A 768-nucleotide genomic window follows, 5' to 3' on the forward strand; every position below is an offset into this window, starting at 1 on the left:
TCTCTGGGCCACCCATCCGTCGCTGGAGCAGCGCATTGTGGCCTTGCAGAGAGGAACTTACACGCGGGCCATCGAAAAGGCGGGGGAGCGTGTTGACGAGGCAGCAGCGCTGGTCGGGAAGGTCGCCGCCGGGCTGGAGCCCGGAAAGCTTGCGGCGAGGGGACGGACGGCACTGGACGCCGCCGAGCCGCATCTTTCCGCGCTGTCGCAAGGGATATCCTCGGGCGCGCAGGCCGCGAGTTCGGGGTTGCGGGGAGTGTTGGAGGCATTGCCGCGTCCCCGGTTGCCGTCGTTGCAGGCGTTGCGGGTGTTTGTGCTCTACCCGGTTCTGTTTGTCGGGGTTGCAGTGTCGGTCGGTGCGCTGTCCGTTTGGATGAGCACCGCCTTGGTGGTGACCCCGGCTGTCGCACCCGTTCCATCGTGGTCAACGACAACCACCGTAAAGGAAAGGCTGAAGCCTGCGCCTGCTACGCCCGTGGCAAGGAGCGGCAAGGGCGCGTTTAAGGCGACGCCCACGTCTCCCGGAGGCCAACCTCGGCATGGTGCAATAAATCCATAGACGTATAAATGATACGGCTATTCTTGACTGCCGCGACAGTGGGACAGGGGGCGGCGGCGTGTACACGTGACGCGGGAGCCGTTTTCTTAGAGCCTGTTGAAAAACTATATATAGCTAAACAGCCTATTAACGACAAAGAAGCAAAAAGAGGCCTGAAACCATGCTTCGGAGGTCGAGCAATGTTCCTCGTAATCCTTTGATAAACGGCG

1 protein-coding gene is annotated in these 768 nt (G+C 61.1%); it reads left to right on the forward strand.

Translation table 11 applies throughout. From position 1 onward, the window contains the following. A partial coding sequence (locus tag KKP04_RS15255; protein ID WP_215033534.1) for a hypothetical protein occupies positions 1 to 559 on the forward strand: 559 nt, incomplete at its 5' end. Positions 560 to 768 lie beyond the last annotated feature (209 nt).

Origin of the sequence: Rhodomicrobium sp. Az07, assembly GCF_018619475.1 — a bacterium.
In the GTDB taxonomy this organism is placed as follows: Bacteria; Pseudomonadota; Alphaproteobacteria; order Rhizobiales; family Rhodomicrobiaceae; genus Rhodomicrobium.